The sequence below is a fragment of the Gemmata palustris genome, from assembly GCF_017939745.1.
GTDB classification, from domain to species: domain Bacteria; phylum Planctomycetota; class Planctomycetia; order Gemmatales; family Gemmataceae; genus Gemmata; species Gemmata palustris.
In genome coordinates this window covers 1,835,831-1,858,319 of record NZ_JAGKQQ010000001.1, presented here as the reverse complement: position 1 = coordinate 1,858,319, position 22,489 = coordinate 1,835,831, and the positions used below count along the sequence as shown (strand labels likewise).

At 64.7% G+C, this 22,489-nt stretch carries 15 protein-coding genes; 9 read left to right on the top strand and 6 right to left on the bottom strand.

Features of this window, described 5'->3' with window-relative positions; translation table 11 throughout:
• The first annotated feature begins 219 nt into the window (after nt 1-219).
• The 3 genes from J8F10_RS07465 (at nt 220) to J8F10_RS07455 (ending at nt 5,140) form a co-directional block, all read left to right on the top strand.
• Nucleotides 220-2,097, top strand: coding sequence for a DUF4129 domain-containing protein (locus tag J8F10_RS07465; protein ID WP_210653212.1), 1,878 nt, complete (start codon nt 220-222; stop codon nt 2,095-2,097).
• A gap of 351 nt (nt 2,098-2,448) precedes the next feature.
• Nucleotides 2,449-4,422 carry a 1,4-alpha-glucan branching protein GlgB gene (gene glgB, locus J8F10_RS07460; protein WP_210653211.1) on the top strand — a complete coding sequence of 658 codons (1,974 nt, stop codon included), beginning with the start codon at nt 2,449-2,451 and terminating at the stop codon, nt 4,420-4,422.
• A gap of 25 nt (nt 4,423-4,447) precedes the next feature.
• Nucleotides 4,448-5,140 carry a DUF1559 family PulG-like putative transporter gene (locus tag J8F10_RS07455; RefSeq protein ID WP_210653210.1) on the top strand — a complete coding sequence of 231 codons (693 nt, stop codon included), beginning with the start codon at nt 4,448-4,450 and terminating at the stop codon, nt 5,138-5,140.
• Nucleotides 5,141-5,389: 249 nt separating this feature from the next.
• Here J8F10_RS07455 and J8F10_RS07450 read toward each other — a convergent pair whose 3' ends face one another.
• Nucleotides 5,390-6,106 carry a 7-carboxy-7-deazaguanine synthase QueE gene (locus J8F10_RS07450; protein WP_246523024.1) on the bottom strand — a complete coding sequence of 239 codons (717 nt, stop codon included), beginning with the start codon at nt 6,104-6,106 and terminating at the stop codon, nt 5,390-5,392.
• Between the two features lie 315 nt (nt 6,107-6,421).
• Here J8F10_RS07450 and J8F10_RS07445 point away from each other — a divergent pair, with 315 nt between their 5' ends.
• Nucleotides 6,422-8,791: a BatA domain-containing protein gene (locus J8F10_RS07445; protein WP_210653209.1), complete on the top strand. Its 2,370-nt coding sequence runs from the start codon at nt 6,422-6,424 to the stop codon at nt 8,789-8,791.
• Nucleotides 8,792-8,950: 159 nt separating this feature from the next.
• On the top strand, nt 8,951-9,409 hold the full coding sequence (locus J8F10_RS07440; protein WP_210653208.1) for a hypothetical protein: 459 nt from the start codon (nt 8,951-8,953) through the stop codon (nt 9,407-9,409).
• A 204-nt stretch (nt 9,410-9,613) separates the two neighbouring features.
• Here J8F10_RS07440 and J8F10_RS07435 read toward each other — a convergent pair whose 3' ends face one another.
• The 4 genes from J8F10_RS07435 to J8F10_RS07420 all read right to left on the bottom strand — a co-directional run bounded on the left by J8F10_RS07435 (nt 9,614) and on the right by J8F10_RS07420 (nt 17,083).
• A complete protein-coding gene (locus J8F10_RS07435; protein WP_210653207.1) occupies nt 9,614-12,748 on the bottom strand; it encodes an ATP-binding protein in 3,135 nt (1,044 codons plus the stop codon).
• Between the two features lie 215 nt (nt 12,749-12,963).
• Nucleotides 12,964-14,196: a metallophosphoesterase family protein gene (locus J8F10_RS07430; RefSeq protein WP_210653206.1), complete on the bottom strand. Its 1,233-nt coding sequence runs from the start codon at nt 14,194-14,196 to the stop codon at nt 12,964-12,966.
• A gap of 89 nt (nt 14,197-14,285) precedes the next feature.
• Nucleotides 14,286-15,155 (bottom strand): fumarylacetoacetate hydrolase family protein, encoded by an 870-nt coding sequence (locus J8F10_RS07425; protein WP_210653205.1) that lies wholly within the window; start codon nt 15,153-15,155, stop codon nt 14,286-14,288.
• 302 nt (nt 15,156-15,457) lie between these two features.
• Complete coding sequence (locus tag J8F10_RS07420; protein ID WP_210653204.1) at nt 15,458-17,083, bottom strand: S41 family peptidase; 1,626 nt, start codon at nt 17,081-17,083, stop codon at nt 15,458-15,460.
• A 183-nt stretch (nt 17,084-17,266) separates the two neighbouring features.
• Between J8F10_RS07420 and J8F10_RS07415 the strand changes: the two genes are divergently transcribed.
• Both J8F10_RS07415 and J8F10_RS07410 read left to right on the top strand, forming a co-directional pair.
• On the top strand, nt 17,267-17,956 hold the full coding sequence (locus J8F10_RS07415; RefSeq protein WP_210653203.1) for a histidine phosphatase family protein: 690 nt from the start codon (nt 17,267-17,269) through the stop codon (nt 17,954-17,956).
• A 446-nt stretch (nt 17,957-18,402) separates the two neighbouring features.
• On the top strand, nt 18,403-19,164 hold the full coding sequence (locus J8F10_RS07410; protein ID WP_210653202.1) for a sensor histidine kinase: 762 nt from the start codon (nt 18,403-18,405) through the stop codon (nt 19,162-19,164).
• Nucleotides 19,165-19,336: 172 nt separating this feature from the next.
• On the opposite strand, the gene J8F10_RS07405 is transcribed toward J8F10_RS07410, so the two are convergent.
• Nucleotides 19,337-20,989, bottom strand: a complete 1,653-nt coding sequence (locus J8F10_RS07405) for an ArnT family glycosyltransferase (protein WP_210653201.1) — start codon at nt 20,987-20,989, stop codon at nt 19,337-19,339.
• A 183-nt stretch (nt 20,990-21,172) separates the two neighbouring features.
• On the opposite strand from J8F10_RS07405, the gene arfB reads away from it, so the two are divergent.
• The gene (arfB, locus tag J8F10_RS07400; RefSeq protein WP_210653200.1) at nt 21,173-21,598 is read left to right on the top strand and encodes an alternative ribosome rescue aminoacyl-tRNA hydrolase ArfB; all 426 of its coding nucleotides are present in this window, start codon (nt 21,173-21,175) and stop codon (nt 21,596-21,598) included.
• Between the two features lie 227 nt (nt 21,599-21,825).
• On the top strand, nt 21,826-22,467 hold the full coding sequence (locus tag J8F10_RS38555; RefSeq protein WP_246523022.1) for a hypothetical protein: 642 nt from the start codon (nt 21,826-21,828) through the stop codon (nt 22,465-22,467).
• Nucleotides 22,468-22,489: the final 22 nt, after the last annotated feature.

Here is a 22,489-nt window from a genome sequence, read left to right as displayed (position 1 = left end):
TATCTTGCCCGACGCGGGGGCCGGGATCAACCCGAGCGAAGCAGTTTCAAGCCCTTTGGGGACACTGCCGTTGTTTTTCTAGCCGCAGAAGTGTGGGCGCGTAGCCGGGTGAGAGTAACCTTCGGTGCGCCGCGCGCGAAACCGTGGGGCGCGAGAAGCGTCATGGATTGACCGCGGTACACGCGGGCGCGCGCCGCGGTCAACTCATAGAAAACCCGTATGGCCTCCGAACGCGAATCGCCGTCCGTTGCCGACTACGTCGTGACCGCGCTCAGCCCGGCGCTCGTCATGCTCATGGTCGGCAGCCTCGTGTTCTTCCTCATCGAGGTGCTGTACGAGGGGCGGTACTCGGACCGGCTCCTGTACACGATGTTTTTCTTCGTGTTCGCCGCGGTGCTCGTCGCGCGCATTGCCATCCAGCACGACGCCGGGCGCGCCAAAATTTATGGCATCGCTCTCGCGATCGTCACGTACCTGGCGCTGCTCTCTTACGTCGAGTACCCCGGTGGGTGGCTCAAATCCTGGGGCTGGCTCGTCAACCTCGGGCTGCTCGTTCTCGTCTGGTGGAGCGCGCACAAACTCACCTGGGACTGCACCCACATCGATGAGAAGGCGGAAGCGAGCGGGCGCGGGTTGCTCTCGGCTGCGGGCCTCGATGCGGACGACGAGAAGGTGAACCCCGACCGCGAGGACGGGGGGAATTCTCAACCGAAGCCCAAGCCGGAACGCAAGCGGCGCGGGAAGAAAAAGAAAGCGCAGCACGATTCGCGCTTGTGGGACTGGATCGAGAAGTACAAGGCGCACCGCGACACGCAGCGAAAAACCGGTCACACCCCCGGCGTGTGGGTGCTGTACTTCGCGCTCGCCGCGCTGCCGTTATTCGCGCTGGGGCAGTCGCTCGTCGATCCCAACGACGACAAGCGCCGGTGGGCGACGCTCGTTCAGATGACCGTGTATATCGCGAGCGCACTCGGACTACTCGTTACGACGAGTCTGTTGGGAGTACGGCGCTATTTGCGGCAGCGCAAAGCAAAAGTGCCCGGCGCGATGACCGCGAGCTGGCTCGGCCTGGGCGGAATACTCATTGTGGCGTTCTTGGTACTCGGGGCGTTCCTCCCCAGACCGCACTCCGAGGTGCCCTGGTTCGGCATCGAGCGCGCGGGGAAGGCCAAACGAGATGCTTCAAAGTACGCCCAACTCGGCGATTCGGCCGGCGAGGGGGACGGCCGCGGCGGGAACAAGACCAAAGCCGGCAACGGGTCCGCGAGCGGGAAGGGCGGCAACCCCGGCGGCGGAAGTAAGGGCGAGAAGGGTTCGGGTGGGAAGGGGCAAGACGGCAAGGGCGGAAGCGGGAAGAAGGGGGACCAGTCCGGCGGGAACGAAAAGGGCAAAGGAAAGGGATCGGGGAACGAGTCCGAAGCCCCAAAGGACCAGGACGACAGTCGCGGGGGCGGCCCGGATCGCGAAGCCGACGACGCGAAGGACGATGGCGGGGACCGCAACCAGACCCGTGACTCGCCGCCCGATTCGCAGCTCGGCGGCGTGCTAGCTCAAGTCGCGAAGGGCGTGAAGTGGCTCGTGTTCGCGCTGATTATCCTCGCCGTTATTTTCGGTCTGTTCTTCGGCGTGCTGAAGTACCTCGCGCCGTTCACCGATTGGGCACGGCGCTGGCTCGAAGGCATCCGCGCGTGGTGGGCGAATCTGTTCGGCAAGAAGGTCGACACCGTCCGCAGGAGCGCCGGAGTGGACGCGAAGCCGCTGGCGCCGGTGCGCCCGCCGCCCTTCAGCGCGTACTCGAACCCGTTCGCCGATGGGACCGCGGACGGGCGCGACCCGGCGGAACTGATCGCGTACACGTTTGAAGCGTTTGATGCCTGGGCGTGGGACCGCGACGTCGGGTGCGAGCCGACCGAAACCGCGCTGGAGTTCGCGCGCCGAGTGGGAGAAGCGGTTCCCGATCGCGCGGAGGCGCTCGCGCGGCTCACCAACCTCTACACGCGGATGGCCTACTCCACGCTCCCGATACCGGGCAACGCGCCCGCGGTACTGGAGGACGTGTGGGAGCAGTTGGTCCACGGTGCGGGTGTTGGGGTGTAGGTGAAGCCCGCCCACAAGGGCGGTGGGTGTGGGGCGCAACGGGGCAGACACGCAATCAACTGCCCGGTTTAGTGTGGAAATGGGCCAATCGGAGTGCCCACCCGCTCGTTAACACTCGCTGGTGGAGTTGCGCAACTACAAAACGGCTTTGTGGTATTTACCCACCGCCCTTGTGGGCGGGGTTCACTTCCCCATCTTGTGGGGCGGTTGCCAGGAAAGGAGGCTCGCGGCACAATCGTTGCACTTGTTTGCACTTCTTACCCGTAAGCGCGCTCGTGCGTCTGGCGGGCGGGCCGCGAATCCGGTACTTCTTCCTTATCTCCACACACTCTCATCGTGCTAGGGTCATCAATGAGTCACGCCGGCGAAACGTCCAAGTTCCTGCCGTTCGGCTCGGACCCCGCGCCCTCTGTGCCCAACCCTTCTGCTCCCGGCGAGTACGGCTGGTTCGGTCCGCAGGACATGTACCTCTTTAACGAGGGCAGCCACCTCCGGCTCCACGACAAGCTCGGTTCGCACCCCGCGACCGTCGACGGCGTGAGCGGGTACCACTTCGCGGTGTGGGCGCCGAACGCGGATTACATCAGCGTGGTCGGCGACTTCAACGAGTGGGACCGGGGCAAGCACCCAATGCGCGCCATCGGCTCGTCGGGCGTGTGGGGCGCCTTCATTCCGGGCGTGAAGGCGGGCACCTGTTACAAGTACCACGTCGCCGCGCCCGGCGGGTTCATCGCCGAGAAGACCGACCCGTTCGCGTTCACGTGCGAGATCCCGCCGAAGTCGGCCGCGGTGACCTGGGATCTCGGCTACAAGTGGAACGACGCCGACTGGATGGCGACCCGGAAGGCGAAGGGCGGGCACGACAAGCCGGTGAGCATTTACGAAGTTCACCTCGGCTCGTGGATGCGCGAGGCCGACCCGCCGTACCACTCGCTGAACTACCGCGACGTGGCCCCGAAGCTCGCCGCGTACTGCCGGGACATGGGGTTCACGCACGTCGAGCTGCTGCCGATCACGGAGCACCCGTTCTTCGCGTCGTGGGGCTACCAGACGACCGGGTACTTCGCCGCGACCAGCCGCTACGGGACGCCGCAAGACCTGATGTTCCTCGTGGACACCCTGCACCAGTACGGCGTCGCGGTGATCCTCGACTGGGTGCCGAGCCACTTCGCGACGGACGCCTGGGCCCTGTCGCGGTTCGACGGGACCGCACTCTTCGAGCACGCGGACGCCAAACAGGGGTTCCACCCGGATTGGGGCAGCTACGTCTTCAACTACAGCCGCCACGAGGTGCGGAGCTTCCTGCTCTCGTCCGCGATGTTCTGGCTGGACAAGTACCACATCGACGGGCTGCGCGTCGACGCGGTCGCGTCCATGCTGTACCTGGATTACTCGCGCAAGGCGGGCGAGTGGGTGCCGAACCAGTACGGCGGCCGCGAGAACATCGACGCGGTCAACTTCCTGCGCCGCTTCAACGAGGAAGTGTACCGCCACTTCCCGGACGTGCAGACCTTCGCGGAGGAATCGACCGCGTGGCCGATGGTGTCGCGCCCCACTTACGTCGGCGGCTTGGGCTTCGGCTACAAGTGGGACATGGGCTGGATGCACGACACGCTCAAATATTTCATGATGGACCCGATCCACCGGAAGCACCACCAGAACGACCTCACGTTCCGCATGCTCTACGCCTACAACGAGAGCTTCGTGATGCCGCTCTCGCACGACGAGGTGGTGCAGGGCAAGGGGCCGCTGTGGGACAAGATGGCCGGCGACGAGTGGCAGAAGTTCGCGAGCATGCGGCTGCTCTTCGCGTACCAGTGGGGCATGACCGGGAAGAAGCTCATTTTCATGGGCGACGAGATCGCGCAGCGCCAGGAGTGGCGGCACGACCAGAGCATCGACTGGCACCTCCTGAAGTACGGCCCGCACAAGGGCGTGCAGGACGTGGTGCGCGACCTGAACAAGCTCTACGCGGCCGAGCCCGCGCTGCACGAACTGGACAACCAGCCCGGCGGGTTCGAGTGGATCGACTGCACCGACGCCGCGAACAGCGTCATCTGCTGCGTGCGGAAGGGTAAAGGTGAGGACGTCATCCTCATCGTGTACAACTTCACGCCCATCCCGCGCCCGGGCTACCGCGTCGGCGTACCCGGCCCCGGTGCGTGGACCGAGGTGATGAACACCGACGCGGGCGTTTACGGCGGGAGCAACGTCGGCAACGCGGGCGGCGTGTACGCCGAGTTCCAGCCGATTCACGGCCAAAAATATTCCGTGGCGCTGAATCTGCCTCCGTTGGGCGCCGTCTTCTTCAAGGGGAAGTTGTAATCCGACTCGCTCTCGGGGGTTCACGATGCCCGCAAAAACGTGCGTTCTGATGTTGGCGCTCCTCGTGAGCGCTGTGGGGCTGTCCGCGCCGGTGGCGGACGAGCCGACGAAGAAGGAACTCGAAACGGTGCTCCGGAACCTCAAACAAATCGGGCTCGCGTTCCACGGCTACAGCGATGCACACGAGCTCCAGTTGGCCGACGACATTACGGACAAGGACGGCCGGGTGATTTTGAGCTGGCGCGTCGCGCTCCTGCCGTATTTGGACGAGGACAAACTGTACAAGGAGTTCAAACTAGACGAGCCGTGGGACAGCGCGCACAACAAGAAACTCGTCGCCAAGATGCCGAAGATTTATGCCCCCGTGCGCGGGAAAGCAAAGGCCGGCGAGACGTTCTACCAGCGGTTCGTCGGGAAGGACACGCTCTTCAACGAGAAGGGCAGCTACAAGCTCAGCACGATTCCCGACGGCACGTCCAACACCGCACTGGTGGTCGAGGCGGGCGACCCGGTGCTCTGGTCGCAACCCGCGGACCTTCCCTTCGGTGCCAAACAGCCTCTACCCAAACTCGGCGGATTGTTCGACGGCGAGTTCCACGTCCTACTCGGTGACGGGTCCGTTTTCCGTGTCAAAAAGGACTTCGACGCGGACGAAATGAAGAAAGTCATCATGCCGGACGACGGCCAACCGGTCGATACGCGGAAACTTCAGAAGTGAGTCGGTTGGTATGAAGAGCACAGGGCGGGAGCCCTGTGCTCTTACCCGTCATTTCTTCTCGCCGCCCAAATGAGAGACATGCTCATTGCGCGGCGCGGGCTGGAACCGTCGCCACGCTGCGCAGGCTCCGCGCGGGAACGGGAACAGACGACATGGGCGTTCCCCGGTGGTGATTGGGTCATCCGGCCATCTCACCCGGTGGAACGACCACGCGGGGTAATCGTTGGCAGCGAATGCGAATTTTCGGGATCAGACCCCGCGCGTGGTCGGCTCCCAGATGTACTTGTGCATCTGCAACTGCATCCGCACGCGGTGGAGGCCGGATTCGAGCAACCAGTCGACCAGTTCCACCGGTTGAACGCTCGTGAAGACGCAACTCACGAGACAGGTGAAGCGCTCGTCCAGTTTGTGCGCGCGGACCGCGTTCGCGGCCCAATCCCAGTCCGCGCGCGACGCGATCACGAACTTGATCTGGTCCGTGGGCTTCAGCACATCGAGGTTCGCCCACCGGTTCCGGTGGCTCTCGCCGCTATCGGGGCACTTGAGGTCCATGATGACGTGAACCCGCGGGTCGACGTCCGCGACCGAGTGCGAGCCACTCGTTTCGAGCAGCACAGTCTTCCCCGCATCACACAACTCGGTCATCAGCGCGAACACGTCGGCTTGCAGCAGCGGTTCACCGCCGGTGATCTCCACGAGCGGGCAATCGAAGCTGAGCGCCTTCGCCAGCACGTCCCCGCGCGACATCCGCGTGCCCTGGTTGAAGGCGTGCGGGGTGTCGCACCAGCGGCACCGGCTGTCGCACACCGACGCGCGCACGAACACACACGGCAACCCGGCGAAAGTCGATTCGCCCTGGACACTTATGTAAATTTCGTGGACCAACAGTTCGCCCGCGGGCACGTCGCGCAGGAGCGCAACTCGGTGGGCGGCTTCTGCGGGCACATCGAGTAACGGCATTCGCATCAATTGGCTCATCATCCCATCTTAGCCGGTCCCGCGATTTCGGGCTCCTATCACGTATTCCTCCAACCTGTTAATGGAGGTGTACCGTTCTACGCGGTCCAATGTGATAAATTGTATACTAGTTGGTAGCTTTTCCCCAACGGTTTCGGGGTACGAATCTGCCCCTCAACGCAGCTCCGCACGAGCGTGTGCGACGGCCGGGCGGGGCCGGTGGCGCGGGTGGAAATCTTCGCGTGGTAGAGTTTCGGTGAATTCGGCCGGGTGAAGTCGGAATCGCGCCAACACGCGGCGGGTACGGGCACTTACAATGTCACCATGAACGCCATTCTGCTCGCCGGCGCGGCCCTCGTCGGACTGCCCATTCTGCTGCACCTCATTATGAAGCAGGAGCCCAAACGGCTCCCGTTCCCGGCGTTCCGGTTCCTCAAACAGAAGCTCAAGACCAACCAGCGCAAGTTGCGGCTGCGGCACTTCATCCTGCTCGCGCTGCGAATGCTCATTATCGCGCTGTTCTGCCTCACGCTCTACCAGCCCACGTTCAAGAGCGACCAGCTCAACATCCGCGGCGAGCAGCCGGTCGCGACGGTCATCATCATCGACACCAGCCCGAGCATGGGCTACGTGGCGAACGACAAGTCGCGGCTCGAAGAGGCCCGGTTGCGCGCGCTCGAACTCCTCAGCGAACTGCCCGATAAGTCGCCCGTGGTGATACTCGAGACGAGCGACCTCAACGCGGCCTGGCTGCCCGACGTGGCCGCGGCCCGTCGGCGCCTCGAAGAGATCAAGGAGCCGCGCGGCGGGAACCAGTCGGTGAGTTCCGCGATCGCGACCGCGTACCAGCTTCTGGCGAAGGTGGAACAGGAAACCGAGTCCCCGGACCCGCTCCAGAAGCTGGTCGCGGTGTTCACCGACCGCACGGCCGCGTCGTGGGACGCGAACCGCACCGAAGACCTGAAGAAGCTCCGGGAGACCGTCCCCGACCCGAAGGCCATTCACGTCGTCTTCGATTTCGGCGCGGACCAGCCCACGAACGTGTCCATTCTCTCGGTTGACATGAAACCGCAGGTGATCGCGGAGAACAACACCGCTCACGTGCTCGTTACAGTGGGCGCGGTCGGGGCGGCCGGCGAGAGCGTCGAAGCCACGGTCGTCGCGCGGCCCGTTGCCGGGGGCACCAGAGCGGACACTTCGGTCAGTAAAGTGGTGACGATCCCCAACGGCCAAACGCGGACGGTCCCGTTCGAGTTCCGCGACCTCAAAGCGGGGCTGAACCAGTGGGAGTTCGCGCTCAAGGCGCCCGACAATTTGATGATCGACAACAAGCGGTTCCTCACGTTCAAGGTGGGGGCCGCGCGGCGCATCCTGACCATCACGGACGACAAGAAGGCCGCGGTGTTCTGGCAGGTCGCGCACCTCGTGCAGGAAGAGTTCAGTTGCCTGGTGGTCACCCCGGACCAGATCAAGATCGGTGACGGCGGGCAAGCGGTTGTGCAGTACGAAGCGGACCCGAAGAAGCCGAACGACCCGCCCACGGTGGACGACCTCCGATCGTTCGAGGCGGTGTGCCTGCTCGCGGTGCGCGATCCGAACCAGCCCGCGGGCAGCGCCCTCTGGGACAAACTGCGGCCGTACCTCCAGACCGGCGGAAAGCTCATCGTCGTCCCCGGGCGCGACGGGTGGATGAACCTCACCGATTACAACGTGGGCGCGAGCGACCTGATGCCGGGTACGTTCGGGAAGGTGATCGAAACGAAGAAGCTGACCCCCGCGCCACCGCTCCAAAAGGCATCGAGTTGGGACGAGCCGCGCGAGGGCAAGAACGGGGTGACGTTGGTACTCGACGAGAAGGCTCTGAAGCACCCGCTGCTGAAGCCGATCGAGGACTGGCGGCAGCAAAAGAGCGACCGCGTGGACGTGATCGCGAACCCGCGCACGGCGTGGAAATTCTGGGACGTGACGCGCGACCCGAACGCGACCGTGGTGGCGTATTATAACGACGCGGAGAAGCCCGAAGCGCGGCACCCGGCGATCCTGGAGCGCCCGGTTCTCGACAAGGAAGGTAAGCCGAGGGGCAAGGTGGTGCTCCTCACCACGCGGATGGACGTGACCAACGACAAAGACGATTGGAGCGACTACTGGGCACAGGAGGGATCGAGTTGGTTCGTCGCGTTTCCCAATTTGCTCGTGCGCTACCTCGCGGGGGACACGGCCGACGCGAACTTCAACTACCCGACGGGCGCCACGGTGACCGTTCCGTTGCCGCGCGGCAAACTGACCCGCGAGAGTGTAGTCGTCTTGGAAGGCCCGCGCGTGGAGGGGAACGACGCGATCATCCGCCCGGGCGACAAGCAGACGGACATCCGACTCGTCTCGCCGAAGACGAACAACGCGGGCAACTTCGCGCTCTCCGTCACCAAGGACGAGCGCGAGATTTGGAGGGACGGGTTCAGCCTGAACGTGCCGCCGGACGAGAGCAATTTGGACAAGGTGCCGCTCGAAGCGGTGGAAGACTTGGTGGGCGCGGGGCGCGTGATCCCAGTGACGCGGAACGTGACCCTGGCGGACTTGCTCAGCGTCACGTTGGGCCAGCCGGTGGACCTGTTCCCGTGGCTCCTGATCGCGGTCCTCGCGGCGCAGGTCGCCGAAGGTTTCATCGCCAACCGCTTCTACCGCCGTGCGAAGTGATGCGATGGAGTGGCCCGCTCACGTCTGCTAAACTTGCGGTGAAGTCGTTTCGAGGGACGCGCTACGCCCGACCTGCTCGAAGTCATTGCCGAGAACGACACCGCTGTACTGAGCGGCTGGGCCACTGTGTTCAATGAGCGCGCGCCCCGAATCGAAACATTGCCCCAGGACAAGCGCCGCGAAGAGCTGTTCACACTGGCCCGTGAATTCACCCGACGCGCGGCGTGGGCGACCGAAACCGCCGAGGGGTGGCTGGCGGAATTGATGACGCGCCTTCGCACGGGAATGGGCGGCGACAAATACCGCGCGCTGTTTCGCAGCGGTCGTGAACTGTGCCGGATGTGCCAATCGGTAACGGAAATTGCGGGTTACTTGTGGCGCATGACGGAAGCGGTCAGTGTACCTGTGGCCGAAATTCGCGATGCAGAAGGCACCCTGAGTGCCGCTCGGCAGCGCCTCACCGCTGTCGAAAACGAGATCGCCTCGTTAACCCGACGGGCGGGACGCCATTTTCCCGAAATGGACTTGGAGCGGCTCGAGAAGGAAAAGCAGCAGATCGCAGAGCGAAAGGTGCTGACGCCGGAGCAATCGCGCGCGGCTTTCCTGAAACCCGAGTGAGGTTTGGTCGTGACTTTCAGCGTCCAAATCGCTCAGGCGGTGGTTTTTCCGGGCGAACGGCCGGTGTGAGCCGGCCGGTGAGATATCCGTATTCTGGCGCTTATACCCAGTGCAGAGTACGCGCCCGCGACGATGAGTGATTTGGGGTTTGGTGCTACTATCACCGGCCGGCTTACACCGGCCGTTCGCCAGATGCGGCTCGCTTCACCTCACGAACCGACTCACCCGCGTGGCGCCGTCTTGTAGCTCGAAGCGGTAGCCGTCGGGGAAGGCGTCGGCGAACTCTTCTTGGTGCGACACCAGCAGGATGCAGTGCAGGTGCCCGCGGAGGTTCTGCAACTCCTGGATCATCACCTGCCGACCGGCGCGGTCGAGGCAGCCGAAGCCCTCATCAATGATGACGCTCTCGATCGGTCGGTGCTGCTTGCTCGCGTACTGGCCGATGCCCAGGGCCAGCGCCACCGCGACCCGGAACCGCTGGCTCCCGCTCAGGAACGCAACGTTGATCGCGCCGCCGCCCGTGACGCGGTTGGCGCACTCGAGGTCGAGTGCCTTGTCCGTGCCGGTTTCCGCTTCCACCAGGCGCATGAAGAGCTGCCCGCCGCTCAGTCGGTCGAGCACCGCGTTCGCGTAGTCGACGATTTGCCGTTCCGCTTGCCGGACGAGGTGGCGCTGGAGCCGGTCGCGGCCGAGGAGTTCCGCCAGTGTTTTGTGCCGGTTGTGCTCCGCGTCCACGGCTTTGAACCGCTCGCCGAGTTCGTTGCGCTGGTGACGGTAGCCGTCGAGTATGCGTTTGCGCCCCTGTGCGTCGAGCAGCTCTTTGTTGCGCGCGTCCAGTTCCTTGCGCGCGGCCGCGGCCTCGGCGCGCACGTCGTCCGGCGACCGGCGTTCTTCTTCTGGGAACGAGTCGGACTCGGCTTCGAGTTGCTTGATTTCGGCCCGGAGCGGATCGAGCCCGCCGCGCGCCGCCTGGAGCTGCGTGAACTTCGCCTCGGTGTTTTTGCCGATGAGGGCGTCGAGTTCGTCCTGCCACTTCGCGCGGTCGGTGAGCCCGGCGTTTTCGAGGGGCTTTTGCCACGCCGCGGGGAGCGTCTTCTTCGCGCGCTCGATGGCTTCTGCGCTCTGCTTGCGGCTCGCCTCTTCGAGATTCAGTTTGCCCGCGATCTCGGTCAACTCGCGGTCCGCTTCGCTCAGCGCGCGCTGGTAGCGATCGATTTCCGCTTCGGTCGTGGCGATCTCCTTTTTGCCCGCGACTAGCGAGCCGGTCACGCTCTTTTCTTCGCTCTGCTTGCCCGCGAACTCTTGGCGCAGCGCGCCCGCGTCGCCGCCGGGGAGTCCGCGCTGGGCGCGCGCGAAACGCTCCCGGGCGGAGTCGAGTTTCGCGCGGAGCGTTTCGATTTTCTTTGCCTCGTCTTGCGCGGCTTTCAGTTTGCGCTTGGTGGTGTCGATGCCGCGCGCCTCGTCGTTGAGCGCGGCGAGGTCTTGCCGGTTGGGGTACGTGACCGCGGACCAGTCCGAGGGCTCGGACGCGCCCAGTTTGTGTTTGAACTCGTCGGGGAGCGCGAAGTAGGTTTGCCGGCACGCATCGGTGAGGCGCTTGATGTCGCCCGCGGACTGTTTAACGGCTGCGTCGGCGTCCTTCCATTTGTCTCGTAGATCGCCCAGTCGCTTGCGCTCGGTCGTTTCTTTGAGGCCGAGATCGTCTTCGAGTTGGCGGGCCTTTTCTGCCTCGGCGGTAAGTGTTTTCAGCTTCTCGTCGGACTTCTTCGCGTTCGCTTCGCGCGTCTTCTTTTCGTCTGCAAAGTGCTCCGGGGTGAGCTTCTGACCACACGCCCGACACTTCGTCTGGCCGGTCATCGTTTTGAACTCGTCGGCGAGTTCGCGCGCTTGGCGGGCGAGTGCCCGCGTCTCGGCCATTAACTGGTCCTTCGCGGCGCGGTCCTCGCGCGCGGCCTTCGCATCAACTTCGAGCCGCGTGAACTCCTCTTTGGCTTTTACGCCGTCGGACTTGAGCTTGGCTTCGTCCGCGCGGGCCTGCTTTTCTGTCGTGACGGCCTTTGTGAGTTCGGACCGGTCCTGGTGGAGCCGTTCGAGCAGCGCGACGTGTTGCGCCAGGAGCGCGAGGCGCTCGTGCTCGGTCTGGAACTTGCGCACCGCAGACTCGGGGTCCGCGGGAAAGGGCTGCAACTCGGCCTCGAGGCGCGAAACTTCGCTCTCCGCGTCCTCGACCTGCTTCACCTTTTCCAATATGCCCGCGAGTTCGCGGAGCCGGGTTTCGAGTAGCGCCTTTTTCGCTTCGTCCTCGGACTGCGTTTTCTTCAGCGAAGTGAGCTTCTTGCGCCCCTGCGAGAGCACGTTTTCCATCTTGCGCCGATTATCTGCAACTTCCTCGCGTTCCTTCGTGAGCCGCTCGGTGTTGCGCTCGGACGCACTCATGCGCCCGCGCTCGGTGACGATGGTGTTCACCGCGGGGAGCACGTCGCGGAGTTCCCGGAGCCGCGTGTAGTCTTTCTCGATCGCGATTGCGGTGCCGAGCAGTTTTTCGGCGTCGGCGAGTTTCAGTTTCACCCCCGCGAGTTTGGCCTGGGTGTCAGTCCAGCGCCGGGCGCGCAGTTCCAGTGCGTTCAGGTGGTCGATGCGCGTCTGCGCATTGGTCCGCGCTTCCTCCACAACGGCAATATGGCCCTCGACCTCCGCGTACTCCTCGGGGCTCACGTCTTTGACGCCGAGGAGTTGGTTGGTGATCCCTTCGAGTTCGCTCTTGAGCGCGCGCCGCTTGTCGTCGGCTTTGCCGTGGAGCTTCTGGTACCGCTCCAGGTCCACGATCCGCGCGAGAACCCCGGCGCGCCCGGCGGGGGTGCTGTCGAGCAGTTTCTCCGACTTGCCCTGCAACAGCAGCACCGACGACGTGAACGTTTCGTAATCGAGCCCGATCTTGTCCTTCACCCACGTATCGAATTTCGCCTTGTACTCGGTGCCAGAAACGGCCTCCCACGACTCGCCCGTGATCTCGCTGTTCGTGAATTTCAGCACCTGCTGCGTGCTGGCGACGCCGCTCTGCCGCTTGCGCACGGTGCGCTTGATGCGGTACAGTTGCTTCTCGCTCGTGAAGTCGAACTCCACGCTGAGCGTGGTGGACTCCTTGTTAATCAGCTCCGCCGCGCTCTGGCTCCCGCCCCGGTGGTGGCCGAACAGCGCGAACGTGACCGCGTCGAACACGCTCGACTTGCCGCTCCCGTTGGTGCCCGAGAGCATCCACAGCGGCGCGCTGTCGAACCGGATCTCCTGCTCGTCCTTGTACGACAGGAAGCCGGACAGCTTGATTCGTTGCGGGATCATCACACACTCCGGGCGAACGGCCGGTGTGAGCCGGCCGGTGGTCTTTTCGCCGATCAAAAGGGCAGCGGTTGAGGGTGGCACCACCGGCCGGCTTACACCGGCCGTTCGCCTAACCCCAAGCTGAAATTAGATCCTGTCGAAACTCTTTTTCTTCGTTCTGATCCGCGGTATCTGCGTCATCCGCGGCCCCATTCCGTTCAACTTTACCACACCGGTTAGTTCTCCATTTCCTTCAGCAATCCGTCGGCGATTTTCAGGATCGCGTCGCGCTCGGCCTCGTCGTGCTGAATTAGCTCTTGCCCCAAATACTCGTGGACCGTTTCGGAGAAGCCTTTCCCCCCGCTGGCCGCGGGGTTCACCAGCGACGGCCCGAGAGCGCCCGTTTCCTTCCAGTCGCGCGCGTACCAGCGCGGGAAGATCTTGTCCAAATCGCGGAGCACGTCTTCGAGTTGGTCCTTGCCCGCGGTGTAGCGGATCTGCAGGTTCACCAGGTCGGTGTTCGCGTTCGGGTACTCCGCCCTCAGGCGCGGAATGTCCTCCGCGGGGTCGAGCACCACGACTTCGTAAATCGGCGTCGCGGGGAGCGAGTGGACCACCGGCTCTCCGTTCCGCCCGTCCGGGCCGATCTCGACCAAAACGACGCCCTTTTGGTCGGCCTGTTCACCCAAGTCCATGCGCTCGATGCTGCCGGAATAGCGCATGTGCGATGCGCCGAGCCACTGCGGTTTGTGAATGTGGCCCAGCGCCACGTAATCGAACTGGTCCGGCAGTTCCGCGCCCTCAACAACAACGTCTTCTTCCGTGGTGATGCGGAACAGGCTCGGTCCGATGGTGGAGCCGTGAACGTGGACGTGTGCGCCGAGTACCGAAGGCGCTTTGGGGTCGTACTTGGGGTGCGCGCGGATCTCGCGCAGTGAATCCGCCCATGCAGAAACGAGCAGCGCGTTCTTTTCCTCGGGGCTGCCGTACTTGAGACCGGTTTCGCCCCGGAAGAAGCAGTGCGGGGTCGGGTACGGCATCAGCACGAACTGGACCGGGAACCCACTCATCCGGTCTTCGAGCCGGAGGAACGTGGGGCCGGCCGCGAGGTACAACCGGCCCGGCGGTACTGTTTCGCCCGGCTTCCCGACCGTGGGCGAGGCCAGCGACATCGCGCTCACGAGCGTCTGGCAGAAGTTCTCGTTGTCGTGGTTGCCGGTCAGTGTGAGGATCGTGCCGCCGGCTTCGAGGAACGGGCTGAAGACGCCCTGCCAGTGGCGGATGGTTTCGCGCAACCCGTCGGGCCGGGCCAACTCGCTGAAGAGGTCGCCCGCGACGAGCAGCACGTCGACGTTTTCTTGCTTGCAGCAATCGGCGACGCGCTCGACCGCTTTGCGCAGGTCGTCGGTCCGGTCGATCCGGCCGAGCCGGTCGCCGAGGTGCCAGTCCGCGGTGTGGAGGATTCGCATATCCCGGTATTCTGCCGGGATGCGCCGACCGGCGAAAGGTCAGATGGGCCGGACCGTCGAAACGGTGCCGGCCCAAGTTCGTGCGGGGCTTAGCTTTCCGCCACGACGGGGTTCTTCAGGGTGCCGATGCCCTCGATCTCGACCTCGGCCACGTCGCCGGCCTTCAGCAGGATCGGCGGCTTGCGCGCGATGCCCACGCCCGGGGGCGTGCCGGTGAAGATCAGGTCACCCGGCTCCAGCGTCACCACTTGCGAGAGGAACCACAGCAGGTGCGGCACGCCGAAGATGAACTCCTTCGTATTGGAGTTCTGGAGCGTCGTGCCGTTCAGCCGCAGTTGAATCTGCAGCTTGTGCGGGTTGGTCAGTTCGTCAGACGTGACGAGGACCGGGCCGGTCGGGGCGAACGTGTCGAACGTCTTCCCGATGATCCACTGCTTCTCTTCGCCGCGGAACTGCCAGTCGCGGGCGCTCACGTCGTGGCCGACGGTGTACCCGCCCACGTACTCGAACGCCGCGTCGGTGTTTGGGATGTGCTTCCCGGTCTTGCCGATGACGATCACCAGTTCGGCTTCGTAGTCCACCTTCTCGGCCACCTTCGGCAGAACGATCGGTTCGCCGTGGGCGATGAGGGTGTTCGGGAACTTGCCGAACACGACCGGCTCGGTCGGGATCGCCTTCCCGCCCTCAATGGCGTGGTCGCGGTAGTTCAGCCCGATGCACAGGATCTTGCCGGGGTGCGGGATCGGCGGGAGGAGCTTGACCGCGTTGGCCGCGTACTTGACGGCGTTCTTGTTGGACGCGACTTCGCTGGCGGCCTTGCGGATCGCGGGGGACGCGGCCAGAAGGGTCTTCACGCAGGTGGGCAGGCCGGGGTCGGTCGCGTGCAGGTCGATGTACCCGTCGGCGACGGCGAGAGCGGCCCGGGGACCGTGGGGGGTGAGAATCGTAGCAAGCTTCATAGCGGTACTCTGGGTGAGGGATAGAGGATATTCAATGATTCCGGGCGCTGTCGGGAAGGGCGGTTCGCGGAACCGGTGGATCTACTGGCGCCTCACGGGTGCGACAATCGCGGTGGGACTGTTCGTGCGGTCGCCGAAGTGCGGGAGCCTGTGTTCTGGATCGCGGGATGTGGAGAAGTGGCTGCGCCCGGCGCCTGGGCGGATACGGCCGGTGTTGCCGCTCGCCGCGCGCTGTTCATTGGCCGGCGAATGACCACCGGCCGTTCACACCGGCCGTTCACCTAAATATTGGCTACTCGCCTTCACTTGCTCGGTTTACCAAGCTTCTTGCGCAGGTAGTCGAGGGCCTTGTGCCGGTACGGGTCGAGCGCGGGGTCGTCGAAGTCGAGGCCCTCGGTGCTGTCGAACGGGCGCAGCGCGTGCAAGTCGGCCCAGCGCCGCAGTTCGGCCGATTTATCCCGAGTGACCGGCACTTCCAGCCCCTCGTCCGGCTTCAAACCCCAATCGTCGGTCGGCCCACTATCGGGCTTTCGCTGGCGCGATTTCCCGTTCGGGCGGAACGATTCGCCGGTCGTCACTTTGAAGTTGAGCCCACCGAACCCGGCATCAACGACGTGCTGAATGGACGCGCGGCCCACCGTGCGCTGGCCCATCAGCACGCACCGGTTGTTGTCCCGAAGGGCCGCGGCGATCAGTTCACCACCGCCGGTCGTCTCGTTGCCGACCAGCACCACTAGTGGGTACGTGGGCGGGCGTGCGGGGCCGAAGGTGTTGCGGTACTCGGTTTCGCTGCCCGCCCACTGCGGGTTGCGGTACTTCATTTGGGCGATCGGCGCGTTGTTCGGCAGGAACAGGCCCGCGATCCGCACGCCCGGGTCGACGTACCCGCCGGGGCACCAGCGTAAATCGAGGATCAGCGCGCGGCACCCTTTTCGGTCGAGGTCCGCGAGCATTTCGCCCACCTTCGTATCCAACCCGGATTCCACCGCGCCGAGCCGGATGTAGCCGATCTTGTTCGCGCGATCGAGTAAGCACTCCCATTTGTCTTCGGGCGTGCGCGTCGCGCCGAAGGCGCTCGCCGGCGTGTAGGCCTCGCCTTTCAACTTCACGGTGAACGGCTTCGCACCCGCGCGCCGGAACGAAAGCACCCGGTCCGGCACGATGTCCAGCCCGGTCTGCGGGTCGATCATTCGGGGCGGGAGCGCGAACTGGCCGAAGAGCTTGTTCGCGTTGTCGGCCGTGATCTCGGTCCGGTTCAGGTGCGTGATAATGTCGTCGGGCTTGATGCCCGCTTTCTGGGCGGGGCTGTCCGGGATGACGCGCTTGACGCGCCACAGAGAGCCCGCGGGCGCCGGTATCGCTTCGGCGCGCGGTGCCTGTTCGAGCCAACCGGTGGTCGAGTAGTACCCGAGCGCGGTCTTGTACTCCACTTGGTAGACGAGCCACGGGTTCCCGCTCACGCCCTCCAGCTCGATCCCGACGCCGAAATCCATGTCAATAGACGCGAAAGCGTTCGCCCGCGGGCTGGCGAGTTGGCACGCCGGCTCGGTCGCCTGGCGGAAGCCGTTCATCGCCGCGACCAGCGCGCGGGGGCCGCGCAGCGCGGGCTGGTCCGCCAGGAGCAGGCGCACGTCCACAAGTACATTCAGTAGCTCGTGCCCGCTCGTGTCGCGCAGGGCCTGAGTCACCCGGTCCGGCACCGTCGCGCCGCACTCGTCGTAAAGCCCCTTGATTGCCGCTTCGATCAGCTCCTTGACCTCGACGGGGCGCGCGTACCGGAACGCCACCTGGTCGGCCGCGTTGTACACGATGCGCGCGAACTCTTGTGCCCGGAAGCGGTCCGCTTTTGGCACGGGAACCGCGGGCTGCGCGGGGACGGGGGCGGCGGGTGCGAGGAGCATCAGCCCGAGTGTGGTGATCCCGACCATAACCCCTCCGAGAAGTGTTGGGTGTTGGGCGGCGTGCGAATCGGGAGTAATGGGTCGAGGGACGAAACACAGATGGGGTTTAGTTTCCCTTCTTTCCCATTCCACCACAAGGCGCCATTCGTAACTAGAGACGAGTCGGCCTCACGGAACGAACTTATGAATGCAGCAGAGCGAACATCACCCGTGGTACCCGGAGCCCCCGATCCCCGGCGCGCGGCCGTGGTGTGGCTCGTCCGGCACGCGGAAACGGCCGCACCGACGATGTTTCACGGTGCGGAATCCGACATCGAGCTCGGTGAGCACGGCCACCGCCAGACGAGCGCCGCGATCGAGTGGTTCTCGGCGCTGAACCCCACGGCGGTCGTGTCGTCCGAGATGCAGCGCGCCCGGCAGACGGCTGCGCCCATCGCATCGGCACTCGGGGTGCCGCACCTGTTCGAGCCGCTGTTGCACGAGCGCCGGGTCGGGCCGCTGACGCGCAAGCCGCGCGCGGAGGCCGATCACATCTGGGACGAAACGACGCGCCACTGGGTGGGCGGGAACACGGCGTACTCGTTCCCCGGCATGGAATCGTTCGACGAACTGCGGGACCGCACGCTGCCCGCGTTCAACCGCGTGGTTGCCGCACATCCGGGCGGGCGCGTCGTGATCGTGTGCCACGGCGTGGTGTGCAAGGTGCTGCTGCTCTCGCTCTTGCGCGGGTACAGTTCGGCGAACTGGGCCACAATCGGCCGCGTCGTGAATCTTGCGGTCAGCGAAATCGTGCCCGACGGCGATCTCTGGGCGCCGCGACAACTCCTCGTCGTGCCGCCGCAAGTGGCCGCCATCAACGCGGCGTTCGAGGAAGTCGGGGTGAAGAAGACCGAGGCGTGAATAGAAGGCAAAAGGAAAAAGTAGAAAGGCAAAAAGGGAAGGAGACGAGCAAGGCAAAAAATGGGGAGTGGTGCGCTGCGAGAGTTTCACCCGCCCGTTAGCACTCGCGGGTTGAACTTCCACACAGGCCAGAGGTCTGTGCCACGAAAATCAGCCCAAACGCATCAGCTCAACCGGGTGCCGCTTCAGTTTTTCCTTTCTCCTTTTTCCTTTTGCCTTGTCCCCGGTTCCGATTGTGCGGTTCGTATGAAGTGTTCTCATCGGAGCAGTCGATACCACAGGCGAGCGGACCGTACAGTCCCGCCCGGAGTCGGCCCGGGCGATCGCCCGGAAGGGCGGTCGGGATGGTGACGGGAGCCGCGGTGCCGACAGTGAATGCGGTTCGTGCGCGGTTCGCGTGAGTCCGGTAACGGCGGCGAGCGCCACGGCCGAGGGGAGTCGAATCGATGACGAGCGAAGACGTGCTGGCTCCGGTCAGTGAAACCGAGGCGCTCCGGCAACAGTTACTCCAAGCCCAGAGGCTCAGCAGTGTCGGCGAACTCGCGTCCAGCATCGCACACGAATTTAACAACATTCTTACGACAATCATTAACTCCGCCAAGCTCGGCAGCCGGAACCAGGACCCGGCCGAAAAGCAGCTCGCGTTCGACCGCATCGTGAAGGCCGGGCAGCGGGCCGCGGCGATCGCGGGCGGGATGCTCGGGTTCGCCCGCAAGAGCGCCACGCACCGGCAGCACTGCGACATCGCCCGGCTGGTCGAAGAGGTGCTGATCCTCACCGATAAAGACCTGTCGAAGAACCGCGTTCACGTGGAAACGAAGTTCCACGCTCGCCCGGTGGCGTGGGTGGTGCCGGGGCACATCGAGCAGATCCTGGTGAACCTGATTCTTAACGCGCGCCAGGCGATGCCCAACGGCGGGCGGCTGAAAATCGAAGTGCGCGACAACGTGGACAGCGAAACGGCGGAGATCAAGGTCTCCGATACGGGCCTCGGCATCGCGCCGGACCAGCTCCGCATGATCTTCGAGCCGTTCTACACCACCAAGCTGCCCGACGAGTACGGCCGCGGCGGGACCGGGTTGGGTCTGAGCGTGTGTCGCCAGATCATCGAGCAGCACCACGGGCGCATCCGCGTCGAGAGCGTGGTCGGCAAGGGCTCGGCCTTCACCGTGAAACTGCCGAAGCGCCTCACCGACGACCCGGAATAAGGATTTTGGGTTGTGTGCGAGAAACCAACACGGGTGCCGAGCCCGTGTTGCTGCGTTTCGGGATGTGGGGTCCGCGCTAGGCTGAACCTGGGACCGCGGACGTCCCGTCTGCTCTTCGCTGCCAATGTCTGGAAGAGCGGACGGGACGTCCGCGGTCCCAAGGGCAAACCCCTCAATCCTCACCAATCTTCACGACGTGAACGATCGCGTCCTTTGCGGCGACGTTTTCCGGCCAGTGGTAGACGACGCGGGCGCCGGGCCGGGCGGCTTGTTCCTGTGCGAGGGGCAGCACCGGGAGCCGCGAGTGCGGGGTCGCGGCCTTGTTCTCCATCACGATGTACGTGGCACGCGATTCGGGCGGGTTGTACCCGTCCGGCCGGTAGAGCGTGCGCCCCGCGTACCACGCGGCCCAGCAGAACGGGTCGATGAGCGCCTCATCGGGCTTCATGTTGGCCGCGAGCCAGTGGCCCGCGTGCTTGTGGCCCACGCGGTTCGGGTGCATGGGCTTGAGTGCGAACGGGAGCGACGCGACCACCAGCGCGACCAGAAGCCCCGCCGCAGTGACGCGAACGCCGAGCCGCTCGACGCGCGGGAATATTTGCCCGATCCCGGTCGCCAGGAGCGGCAGGCCCGCCGCCGCGAACGGGCACGCGAGCAGCGTGAGCAGCACCGTGTGGCGCTCGGACACGTACCCGACGCGGGTCGCGAGGTACAGCAAGAGCAAGAAGTTGCACGCGGCGATGATGACCAATACCCACGGCCCGGCTTCGGCCGCGAACCGCCGGCGCAGTGCCAGAATCGCGAAGAGCGCGAGCGGCCAGATCGCGTAGTTCGCGCTCTTGCTCACCTCTTTGAAAACGGCCTGAACTCCCCACACCGTTTTCGACTTCCCGCTATCCTTTTCATCGTTCCACCACTCGGCGAACAGCGGGCCGGTGGTGGTCGTCGCGGTCGCGGCCTGCGCACCGGAGTAAACCGGGCGCGGCGGCGCGAACGGGTTCAGGAGCTCGTTCCCGGCCGGTTTGTGCGTGAACTTCCCGATCAGGACCATGTACGGCACCGCGACGAGGCACGTACCGACCACGAGCGCCGTAATGCGGCCAAAGGCTTGATCGCGCGGCCACCGGCGCAACAGCCCCAGCCAGAGGGCCACGGCCCCCGGTCCCGCGGCGATCATCAGCCCCTCCGGGCGCACGAGGTAGCTCGTTCCGGTCGCGAGGCCGCACAACAGGAACCCGCTGATGCGCGGGACCATCACGGCCCGCACTCCGAGCGCCACGGCCACGGTCGTCGAGAGCAGGTACACGCCCTCCGTGAGGCCGTCACTGGTGATCCGCGCGGGAACCGGTAACACTTGGAAGAGCAGGGCGGCTGCGAACCCGATATTTCGCCCGAACAGCATCCGCCCGATCAGGTAAATTGGGATCACGAGCAGCACGGCGGCGAGCGCGTTGGCCAGTTGTGCGGCGACCAGCGCGCGGTCCGCAACGGGCGCGGTCGACACGAGCCCCAACCCCTTATAAACCGCCAGGATCGCGAGCGGGTAGCCGGGCGGGTGCTCCGCGGTGCGGACGAGGTCGATCGCGTTCTTCGGGTGCCCGCCCTTGTCGGCATCGTTCGGCGGCGCGGCCGCTGGGGTCTCGAAACATAACGCTTGCCGCGCGAACCCGAGGCTGTCGCGGGCGGTCAGAGCGGTGTGCGTGAGGAGCCAGGCGTGGACCGCGACCGCGACCAGCACGAGTGCGGCCAACCGGAGGTAGTCCGGGCCGAACAGGGACCGCTCCGATGTAACCGCTTCCAGGCGCCCACCGACTGAGGAACTCATCTGCTGCGCTCCGTAAGTAGCGCGATTCGCGCCGGCGGACGATAGGCAAACTGCGCTGGCCCGTCAAGCCGGAGCGGGATTGACCGCCCGGGGAACGCGGGTGTATCGCACGGTTGTTGGAACTCAAGGAACTGTGCGGAATTCAGGCGGGGCCAAACACCCGCACTTTGACGAGAAACTCACATGCTCCCGATCACCGAGACCATCACCATCGCGGACGACGAACTGGAGTGGAGCTTCGCGCGCGCCGGGGGACCGGGCGGGCAGAACGTGAACAAGGTCGCGTCCAAGGCGGTGCTGCGGTGGAGGTCCGCGACCACGACCGCCGCGATCCCGGCGCCCGCGATCGCGCGGATGAAAACCACGTTCCCGAGCCGATTCACGACCGAGGGTGACGTGGTCATTCAGTCGCAGAAGTACCGCGACCAGGAGCGGAACAAGGAAGACTGCCTGTTGAAGTTGACGGAGATGGTGCGCGTTTCGCTGGTCGAGCCGACCGTGCGCAAGAAAACGAAGGTGTCGAGGGGGGCGAAGAAGCGCCGCGTGGCCGACAAGCGCCGGAACTCAGACAAGAAACAGTCGCGCCGCGCCAGCGGGGGCGATGATTGATCGCACAAGCAAAGATCGCACAGGGCTTCCGCCCGGTGCTACGAACGTCGGCCCCTCCGGGGCGAAGACAGAAAACCATGTGCCCAAAAGCGCACCGCACTGGGTGCTTCCCACGGCAGACGGCGCCCTCCGGGGTGAAGACAAATACCTTCAGTGCCTTTCCGCCCCGGAGGGGCCGGCGTTCGTAGCACCGGGCGGAAGCCCTGTGCGCTCTCCGAGGGCGAGTAATGACGGAAGCAGAATGGCTGACGTGTGTGGAACTGAAGCCAATGTGGTCGGCACTACCTCTCGAAACCTGCCTACGCAAGTCCCGGCTCTTCATGATTGCCTGCTGCCGGCGTCATTTCCACAGGGCTGTCGATCAAGAATGCAAGGAGGCGATCGAAGTTGCCGAGCGGTTCGCGGATGGCTCAGAACAGTTGCAAACACTCACTCGACTTGGGGAACAAATACCACCGTCTGATCAAGACGACTACGGAATGCCGCCTCCATTCCCTGCGGCTGCAAGATGGATTACCCGCGGCGAGTTCACACAGAGCAAAGACATACGATTTCTAATGGATCAGGTGACGCTTTTAATGCAGGATGCTGGCGGTCGGGGTGAACAGGCAGCCCAGGCCACCCTCCTCCTCGACATCTTCGGCAACCCCTTCCGCCCTATCGCTCTTGAGTCTGAATGGTTAACCTCAACAGTTCTCGCTCTCGCCGAGGGCATTTACCAAGACCGTGCCTTTGACCGGATGCCGATCCTGGCCGACGCGCTCCAAGACGCCGGGTGCGATAGCGACGACGTCCTCACCCACTGCCGCGGTCCAGGACCACACGTTCGCGGATGCTGGGTTGTGGACGTGTTGACTGGTCGGAAGTGACGGTGCTACCCACCGCCCTTGC

What these genes read in the sequence shown, in the direction of transcription:
- J8F10_RS07465 (WP_210653212.1), top strand. Translation starts at nt 220, where the DNA reads ATGGCCTCCGAACGCGAATCGCCGTCCGTTGCCGACTACGTCGTGACC.
- J8F10_RS07430 (WP_210653206.1), bottom strand. Translation starts at nt 14,196, where the DNA reads ATGCGAATCCTCCACACCGCGGACTGGCACCTCGGCGACCGGCTCGGC.
- J8F10_RS07455 (WP_210653210.1), top strand. Translation starts at nt 4,448, where the DNA reads ATGCCCGCAAAAACGTGCGTTCTGATGTTGGCGCTCCTCGTGAGCGCT.
- arfB (WP_210653200.1), top strand. Translation starts at nt 21,173, where the DNA reads ATGCTCCCGATCACCGAGACCATCACCATCGCGGACGACGAACTGGAG.
- J8F10_RS07435 (WP_210653207.1), bottom strand. Translation starts at nt 12,748, where the DNA reads ATGATCCCGCAACGAATCAAGCTGTCCGGCTTCCTGTCGTACAAGGAC.
- J8F10_RS07445 (WP_210653209.1), top strand. Translation starts at nt 6,422, where the DNA reads ATGAACGCCATTCTGCTCGCCGGCGCGGCCCTCGTCGGACTGCCCATT.
- J8F10_RS07420 (WP_210653204.1), bottom strand. Translation starts at nt 17,083, where the DNA reads ATGGTCGGGATCACCACACTCGGGCTGATGCTCCTCGCACCCGCCGCC.
- J8F10_RS07405 (WP_210653201.1), bottom strand. Translation starts at nt 20,989, where the DNA reads ATGAGTTCCTCAGTCGGTGGGCGCCTGGAAGCGGTTACATCGGAGCGG.
- J8F10_RS07425 (WP_210653205.1), bottom strand. Translation starts at nt 15,155, where the DNA reads ATGAAGCTTGCTACGATTCTCACCCCCCACGGTCCCCGGGCCGCTCTC.
- J8F10_RS38555 (WP_246523022.1), top strand. Translation starts at nt 21,826, where the DNA reads ATGACGGAAGCAGAATGGCTGACGTGTGTGGAACTGAAGCCAATGTGG.
- J8F10_RS07410 (WP_210653202.1), top strand. Translation starts at nt 18,403, where the DNA reads ATGACGAGCGAAGACGTGCTGGCTCCGGTCAGTGAAACCGAGGCGCTC.
- J8F10_RS07450 (WP_246523024.1), bottom strand. Translation starts at nt 6,106, where the DNA reads ATGCGAATGCCGTTACTCGATGTGCCCGCAGAAGCCGCCCACCGAGTT.
- glgB (WP_210653211.1), top strand. Translation starts at nt 2,449, where the DNA reads ATGAGTCACGCCGGCGAAACGTCCAAGTTCCTGCCGTTCGGCTCGGAC.